General features: G+C 44.2%; 8 protein-coding genes. 2 read left to right on the plus strand and 6 right to left on the minus strand.

The features are described 5' to 3' along the window. Positions 1-20 precede the first annotated feature (20 nt). Complete coding sequence (locus LEP1GSC047_RS15675; protein WP_010410074.1) at positions 21-551, plus strand: hypothetical protein; 531 nt, start codon at positions 21-23, stop codon at positions 549-551. Here LEP1GSC047_RS15675 and LEP1GSC047_RS15680 read toward each other — a convergent pair. The 4 genes from LEP1GSC047_RS15680 to LEP1GSC047_RS15695 all read right to left on the minus strand — a co-directional run bounded on the left by LEP1GSC047_RS15680 (position 532) and on the right by LEP1GSC047_RS15695 (position 4,831). Then, entirely contained in the window at positions 532-1,029 is a 498-nt protein-coding gene (locus LEP1GSC047_RS15680) for a hypothetical protein (protein ID WP_010410076.1), read from the minus strand. The genes LEP1GSC047_RS15675 and LEP1GSC047_RS15680 overlap by 20 nt on opposite strands. A 114-nt stretch (positions 1,030-1,143) precedes the next feature. Continuing rightward, the gene (locus LEP1GSC047_RS15685) at positions 1,144-1,488 is read right to left on the minus strand and encodes an STAS domain-containing protein (protein WP_010410078.1); all 345 of its coding nucleotides are present in this window, start codon (positions 1,486-1,488) and stop codon (positions 1,144-1,146) included. Further along, positions 1,481-2,383 carry an NAD(+)/NADH kinase gene (locus LEP1GSC047_RS15690; RefSeq protein ID WP_010410079.1) on the minus strand — a complete coding sequence of 301 codons (903 nt, stop codon included), beginning with the start codon at positions 2,381-2,383 and terminating at the stop codon, positions 1,481-1,483. Before LEP1GSC047_RS15690 ends, LEP1GSC047_RS15685 begins: the two co-directional genes overlap by 8 nt. Positions 2,384-2,458: 75 nt before the next feature. Then, the gene (locus LEP1GSC047_RS15695; RefSeq protein WP_010410080.1) at positions 2,459-4,831 is read right to left on the minus strand and encodes a SpoIIE family protein phosphatase; all 2,373 of its coding nucleotides are present in this window, start codon (positions 4,829-4,831) and stop codon (positions 2,459-2,461) included. Positions 4,832-5,115: 284 nt separating this feature from the next. On the opposite strand from LEP1GSC047_RS15695, the gene LEP1GSC047_RS15700 reads away from it, so the two are divergent. Next, positions 5,116-5,604: a hypothetical protein gene (locus LEP1GSC047_RS15700; RefSeq protein ID WP_039935329.1), complete on the plus strand. Its 489-nt coding sequence runs from the start codon at positions 5,116-5,118 to the stop codon at positions 5,602-5,604. Positions 5,605-5,662: 58 nt separating this feature from the next. Here the strand turns inward: LEP1GSC047_RS15700 and LEP1GSC047_RS15705 are convergent, their stop codons facing one another. Next, a complete protein-coding gene (locus LEP1GSC047_RS15705; RefSeq protein WP_010410083.1) occupies positions 5,663-6,469 on the minus strand; it encodes an acyl-CoA desaturase in 807 nt (268 codons plus the stop codon). A 674-nt stretch (positions 6,470-7,143) separates the two neighbouring features. Further along, a complete protein-coding gene (locus LEP1GSC047_RS21720; RefSeq protein ID WP_020988881.1) occupies positions 7,144-7,347 on the minus strand; it encodes a hypothetical protein in 204 nt (67 codons plus the stop codon). Positions 7,348-8,167: the final 820 nt, after the last annotated feature.

Genomic DNA, 8,167 nt, shown 5'->3' on the forward strand with positions numbered 1-8,167 from the left:
ATATCTTTATTGATACCGGTATGCCGACACCGCTTTTATCAATCATTACTCTACTTGTGGTCCTGGGATTATTCCCTATCTTTGCGCAAACTCAAAACCGCAAGGAAGCGAATTCCGGAGGAGAGGAAGGGGCGGAGATTCATCAGGACGGGAAATCCTTAGACCGGGAATATTACGAATATTATTTTAAGACTCTTCCCAATACCGACATTGTCGAAAAAGCGAAGTTGGAATACAATTTAATCCGGCATTTAAAGTTGGAATTACGTAAGCGTGACGCCGAGAAAATGACTCCCGAGGAACTGAAGAAAGTGACCTCCGCTTCCGTACGGTATGAAAGGGTTTTCGAAGATTCCATCTGGATGCGCGGCATTCGCAATCAAATGAAATACATAAAATTCAAAGATTATATGTACGTAATCATTTATGAAAAATATTATTGTTTTATTTCATACGAAATGAATCCGTCCAGGTACATACAGGAGCCGTTTCAGGTCCAATTGATATTCCAAAAGGAAAATCCGTTCAATACTATTCTGCCTGCGCCTTAAAGGCTCGATAATAAAGTCCCAATCCGATCAGAACCAGGGAATATAGGATTCCGCCTAGGAATAGTTCCTCTAAAAAACGAAAGCTCGGAATCGGAGCCTTGTTCCCGACGATCCGAGATATTACCTTGGATTTTCCCAGACTGAACCATGTTTGTCTTCTTACCGTGACGGTATCTCCGACTCGCATTCTTCGATTGGTCATCTCGTCGACTTCTTCCGTTACTTCGTGCTTTTTACCGATTTCATCCGGAACCAGATACGTATAGAGATGCACCGTTCTCCCCAATTTCTCCAGTCGGGTATTTTCCATCAGGACTCCGAACTCTCTCGGGCCGACCTTCGATAGAGACGTATAGACCGCTTCCAAATTCCGGTTTTCCCAGTAAACGACTCCGAAGAGAGGCAGAAAAAATGCGAAAGAGCCCCAACCTAAAACGAAGAGAATCTTGAAAAATGGAGTGGAGGAGGTCTTATTCATTCCGGAAAAAAGGGATCGAGTTCGGGTTCGGAGTAATCTTGGACACGATCGCGATTATTACAACAAAGTTTCCCCGAGCGTAGAAAGTAAAAAATGTTCGCGAAGGGGTCGAAATTATTTCAGACAGGCGGCGATCGCGTCTTCCTCTTTTTCGAAATGGGCAAAGGGTTTCCATAGCCCTAAAAGATTAAAGATCTGGATCACCTTTTCTCCCGCTTCCGTAAGAATCAATTTTTTGCCTTCCTGCGTTAATCGATTCTTTAATTCGAAAATCGCGCGGATTCCGGAACTGGAAATATATTTCAAATCGGACAGATTTAAGATCGTGTTATGGGCGTGCGTGACTTCCAACACCTTTTCCTTGAATTGGGGAAAGGTGGATTCGTCCAGACGACCGGAAACTAAGTACACCTTGATCGAACTTCCTGCGTCTTGCTCTAGGATGGTTAAACTATCCATTTTTTTTCACAACCACTTGCAATCGTTTGGGAGATACGGAAAAATCGGCCTTGGCACCGGGTGGAAAATCATAAATTCGCTCCGCCAAGGAGTCGATCGAAATCCCGCCCCACATCTCGGAGATGAGTCGAAATGACTCCTTTACAGTAAAATGATCCAGTTTGTATTTTACGTTTTCCTTCTTTCGAAGTTCCCTACAGTACACTTTGAAATACGGCTTCTGCTTGTCAAAACTTACGTCTCTATTTTCGCAAGACATAACCCAGCCCGTAGAACCCGCTCCAGTGTAAACCAACAAACCGGAGCATTTTTGCTCTTCAATCGACCCTTCGTGAGAAATTAGGAATCGGCTGGTTAAATCGGGGCTATTATTTCGAATCGAAATCTCGCTGATTCCTTGGAAGGTTTTGACGGTTCTCCCGTCCGGATATTCGATCCTAACGTTAATTAAAGGCCATCGTTCGATCTTTACATCCGTCCAGTTCCGTTGTAAGGACTCTTCGATATCGTTCACATGGAAAGAAAGCAAGGCACCGACGGAAGTCTCGGGGTCGGAATTGCAACCCAAGACTAGGTTCTCCACGGTATGGTGCGCCACATATGTGAAATGATTGTCCCCTCCTAATGCGATTACGAGTTCGAATGCGGAGATATCGATCGTATCCAAACCTTCCCGAAAAATCAGAGTCGCATTCGGGAATAGCCGCTTTATATCTTCCCGACTTTTGACCTGCCGAACGTGGGATTCGTAAACTCTATCGAAGGAATTATTTTGAAGCGAGGCGATTCGTTTGTATTCTTCGAGTGAACCGTACGTTTCCATATCCAATTCGTATTTAGTCCGTTTAATCACGACCAGAACGGATTGCAAACGTTGTAGCGTTTCGAGCGGCATCGTTTACCAATATCAAATCGGTTTCCGCCGCTCGGAAACGAAAAAAAGTCTTTCGGGCGGAAAACTCCGGCGCTTTTACACTAGGGCCGGCTCCGTGCTATCGCTGAGTTCGGGATCCTTCCGAGAGACGATTTGCTTTAAAACGGCTATGGTCGTCCTGAATTTTGTCCGGCTTCCGGTCAGTCTATACAATGCTACTAGATGTTTTAGGTTACGAACGTTTTCGGGCTCTCGGGAACGTAATTTTTCGGAGTACTCCAGGGATTTCCAATAATCCTTGGTTTTTCTCAGGCAATACGAAGCGTAAAAGATATATTCGTTATCGAACGGTACTTTGGAGAGGTAGGCTTCGCAGTGACTCGCGCCTTCCTCGTAGTCTTTTGCATTAATGCAAATTCGCGCAAGCTGCTTATGAAGCGCCGGATCGGATTCGTCCAGCGTTAAAGCTTTTTTGAACAGGGCCTTAGTTTTTTCGTAATTTCCTTTCTTGTATTCCCGGATTCCTTCCTGTAATAAATGATTGTATTCTTCGGGTACGATTTTCGGCTCGGAAGGTACGATTACTTCCTTAAAGCCCACCCTCATTAAACTTAAATCATCCGAAACCTCTCCTGCGGCGGAAATCAATCGCTCAAGGTCCTGTAAATTTCCGTTGGCCAGTTCCACGAATCGAAGAAACAGGAACTCATCCTCGTTCATAGAGGGTTCTTCTTTATTAGGATCCGAAATTAAAATATCGTCCCGACCGTCGGAACCGATAAAAACCACGTCCCCTTTTTCCAACTTATAGACTCTGACCAACGGCTCGGTGGAGTTCTCCGAAAATCCCAATTTTCGCAGCGCTAACTCCGGGTCTAGGAAGGCCGCTTTTCCGTCCCGATAGAGCACCATATTGGGATGTTCCGCATTCAAGGAATAAAGGGCACCCGTCTCCTCGTCCAAGAGACAGATCAATGCGGAGACCAACATGGTTCCGTCGAATGTCACGAATACGTTTTGCAATTCGGTATAACAATCTTTCAGCCATTTTTCCGGAGTTTTCCGTTGGTTCGTTCTGGAAAGCTGAGTTCTGGTAAGAATCGCTTTGAATACGGTGCCCATGACTAAAGCGCCTCCGGCACCCTGAATGGATTTGCCCATAGCGTCGGAATTCATCAGCACCAGATATTTTTTCCCGTAAAGAGTGATTTCGCTTATCGAAACCAAATCGCCGCCGATATCCGATTCTCTTTTTCTAAACGTAAAGGTTTTCTTTTGCTTTAAGATGGATTGGATTTTTGTGGACGGCCCGTTGTGATCTAGTGTCGCTAACGGCCGAAGGAGTAGGGAAGTGAGATAATAATCTCCGTCCTGCTTTTCCTTCAGAGCGCGCAGGTCGGTTAAGGTTTCCTGGAGTTCGTGAGTCTTTTCCTCCACTTTCTTTTCCAAAAAGAGCTGGTGGTCGAGCAGATCTTTTTTCATTCCCACGAAGACTTCCGCCATTTCACCCAGTTCGTCCGACCTTTCTAAATCCACGATTTTCGACTCGTCTTCCGCGGGATTTTTCATGGCAAAGTTCAGCGCCTTGACCGCATGAATAATATCGCGCGAGAAGAAATAAGAAGTGACCAGGATTCCTCCGAACACGAAGAGCGCGATCAATCCGCAATAGATCCAAAGGTTCCGAGTCGATTCGTACAGATCGGTTTCGTCGATCATTAATACGAATTCCAATTTCAAATTGCTGAGACCCTCGTACGGGATCCTAGTGAGGTAGAAGTGCTTGTCCGCGAACTTTAGACGGGTCCCATCCTTTAAGGATTCGAGCTTCTTTTGATCCAGATAGTTGGAGATGATCGAGTCAGAAGATGCTACGTGCTTTCCCTTTTCGAAGATCGCCATGTGGACGTCTTCGGAGCCGACGATCGATTTGAGAAATTTTTCGTTTACCACCTGTCCCACCAGCATTAAACCCCCGCGGAGTGGAGCGGTGATGCGAAGACCTAAGCCGCTATGGCCGATTTCCAAAGTGGAAGCTCCTCCTCCATTCAATGCCTCTTGTACGATTTTTTGTTTGGACTTATCGTCACCGAAATCGTTCGGTCGATGAAATCGGAAAAAGACGATTCCTTTCGAATCCAGGAGTTCGAAAATCGTGAGATTGTATTGAGCCATGATACCTTTGATATATTCGAAATTGGCTAAGAGCAAAGGCCGATTATGATTCAATCCGCTTTCCAGAATGGATCGGGTCTTTTGGTTTCTTTCTATTTCTTTTAATAAGAGACGAATCACCTCGTCCTTATGTTGTAACTCTTTGCGAAACTCGAAAGCCCTATCCAGTGCTCTCTTGTTCTGTGGCTCGTTTTTGACTCGATCGATCATTTGAATAAACGTAAAGGCGAGTATGAGAACGAGAAGGAGCTGACTGGCTCCTAAGATGATGAAGATTTTTTGTCTAAAGCTCATAAAAGTTACCCGGAAACTTGAAACTGACTTTGCGGAAATTGAATGAGGACGCTTAGAATTTTCAGCCTAGTAATTCCTCGTTTCGTTAAGGAGATCTAAAATTTACGCTTTAATGATCCCAACGGTACTAAGGAATCGTGAAAATACCGTTACAAATGCGGGTCAAAATCGCATTTTGGCGTTTAGGCGAAGGTCGATACGGTTGACATAAGGTGTCGAGGTTTTCAACCTTTTCAAAAATTCGGAGCGGAATTTTTTCTTCCGCGAATATCGAGGGAAGAAAGATGGAATCGCAGGAATCTCAAGCGCAAGGATATCCGTTTCGTCCGTTGCAGGACTTCGTTCTGGGGGAAGTCCTAGGCAGAACTTTAGAGAGGTTAGGAACTCCTATCTTGGAAACGGAGGCGGCGATACTTTCCCATTTAAGTCCGGGTATCCGAGAATTCCAATTTACTCCGAACTCCAAGAAGCAGGTGCTCTTGCAGAGCATGCCTAGTCAATTTCGTTCTTTTTTGGAACTTGGTAAAGAATTGGAACTCTTGGAGGTTTTGCATAAAACCATCGCCGTCGAAGGTCGATTGGATCTAGCCCTGGAGCTTATCGAATGGATTTTTACCGGATTCGAAAAGGAAGATCTGGTGCGCAGACTCTTCACACTGGTTCTAAACGGAAAAATAGAATTGAAACCGGAATTCTACTCGGTGCTCAAAGAAGAATATGAAAAGGAAATGTCGGGAGATTTAGGAAAGCTTCGAAAAGAAAATCACGACTAAAACGTTAGTCAAGAAATTCCCCCGCGTAAATTTGCGCGAGGGGATTTAGTAAAAATCGTTATGCGACGTCGGCAAGGGGAGAGCGAGGAGTTCCGGGAATTTCTTGTCTTCCTTTTTCGGTCCAAACGGCTCTTTGAATTTTGATGACTCTTAGGAAGTGTAGAACTTTCATAACCTGATAGGTAAGGTCGAGTTCAAACCAACGAAACGCGAAGTTCGGAGAATTGGGATGAGCATGGTGATTGTTTTGGTACAATTCTCCTAGGATCAGAATATCGATCGGCAGGGTATTTTTGGAATTATCCGGATTCTTTGCGTGGTTCCGGTATCCGTACATATGACCGCACCAGTTAACGATCGCACCATGAACGGGGCTCATCAAGTAATGAACGGGAAGAAACGCATAAAGCCAAAGGGCATCTCCGGGAACAAACGCCATATAAAATAGAGTGTAAGAAGTTCCGAAAAATAAACGAACGAACCAAGAATCCGCAAATCGATCGAAGAAAGGCATCTCGGGATAGTTTCCTCTGAAGTCCTTTTCGACTTCCGTTTTATGATTTAGAATATTTTCGTACGTGACTGCTGTAGTCCACATCATGTCCAAGAAGCCGGTAGAAGCGATAGGCGAATGTGGATCTTTTACGGTATCGCTATATGCATGATGTTGGCGATGAAGTATGGCATACGCGCGAGGATTTAAATAAGAAGAACCTTGAACGAAGAAGGTAAAGAAATAAAAGAACTTTTCCCAGAAACGGTTTAGCTTGAACATTTGATGGGCTGAATAGCGGTGCAGGAAAAAAGACTGCACAAAGGCCGCTAAAAACCAATGTCCTGCGAAAAAGCTTAGAATGATTGCCATGAAGGGCTCCTCTCGGTTGTACCTTTTTCTTTATACGAGCCTGCGATTCGAGGTTTGTTGCGAAAAAGGAGGAAACTCCTTGAAAAAATTCCAGTTTCAATAACCGGCATTTCTACCGGAATTCTCGCATTTATCCGACGGAACCGCTCATAATAACATCGAAATATTACAATACGATGAACGGGGATTTCTATGTCCCCTCAGCCTCGAAATGATCTAGAAAGTTTCCTATTTTTATAGGACTATAATGGTGCCCGGAATTCGAGGAACTCCCTTCCTGATTTTCGGAATTTTCTATAAAATGAATTCGGATATATCGCCGGGAGGCTTTTTAATTTCGATCGTTTGCTAAGCGGAATTGGAGACGATGTTCAGGGAAGTTGGGATGTATGCGAACTTTCCAATTTGTCCTTCTCTCCGGAAAATTCATTGGATGGTATAAATGCTACCGCTAAGCCGAATAGAATGATATAGATGAAAATCTGTACCAATTTCATGTAAGATGTGACGTATCTTTTTTCGGGTTCTAACGCTTTCGGAAAAAAAATCGGATTTTTAATTGCGTAAGTTTGTGGATAAAATGTTGACTAACCCGGATCGATCGATACTATCCCTCCATGGATTCGCAAAATGAACAAATACCTCCCGGATTCTCTGCCGAATCTTGGAATGCCCTAACGTCGGAGCAAAAGAAACAATACCTGAATGCGATCGCGCAAAGCGGCGGTCAAGGCAATAACCAAGCGCCCGCGGTTCCAACCCAAGGACAGATCTATGCCGAGGCCGGAAAGCAAATGCTGCTTGGGACTATTTTTAGTTTTTTCAGAAGTTTGCTCTATAGGTTCCTCCGATTTTAAGTTTCTTGATACGTATTTCATAACGTATGATTCCTAGGTTCGTTTCCGGCGCAGAGAACAGAACAGAACAGAACAGAACAGAACAGAACAGAACAGAACAGAACAGAACAGAACAGAACAGAACAGAACAGAACAGAACAGAACAGAACAGAACAGAACAGAACAGAACAGAACAGATAATTATTCCTATTACCCTGACAACAATTTTTTTAAAAACGAATTATGTTGGAGCGAGGTGTTACTGGATTTTCGGGGATCGTCAGCAATTTTGTGTAAATGACGATTTTTAAAAAGATTCCTATGTTAGAATGGATCTTTCCTCTGCCCCAGAGGGTTTCCAACTAGTAGTAGCTTCTGTCTAGCGTGAGCAAAGCGAACGCGTCTGTCCTCAGTCTTCTGTCCTCTGAAAACGAATTATGTTGGAGCGAGGTGTTACTGGATTTTCGGGGATCGTCAGCAATTTTGTGTAAATGACGATTTTTAAAAAGATTCCTATGTTAGAATGGATCTTTCCTCTGCCTCAGAGGGTTTCCAACTAGTAGTAGCTTCTGTCTAGCGTGAGCAAAGCGAACGCGTCTGTCCTCAGTCTTCTGTCCTCTGAAAACGAATTATGTTGGAGCGAGGTGTTACTGGATTTTCGGGGATCGTCAGCAATTTTGTGTAAATGACGATTTTAAAAGATTCCTATGTTAGAATGGATCTTTCCTCTGCCCCAGAGGGTTTCCAACTAGTAGTAGCTTCTGTCTAGCGTGAGCAAAGCGAACGCGTCTGTCCTCAGTCTTCTGTCCTCTGAAAACGAATTATGTTGGAGCGAGGTGTTACTGGATTTTGGGGGAGGGTC

Origin of the sequence: Leptospira inadai serovar Lyme str. 10 (assembly GCF_000243675.2) — a bacterium.
Classification (GTDB): Bacteria; Spirochaetota; Leptospiria; order Leptospirales; family Leptospiraceae; genus Leptospira_B; species Leptospira_B inadai.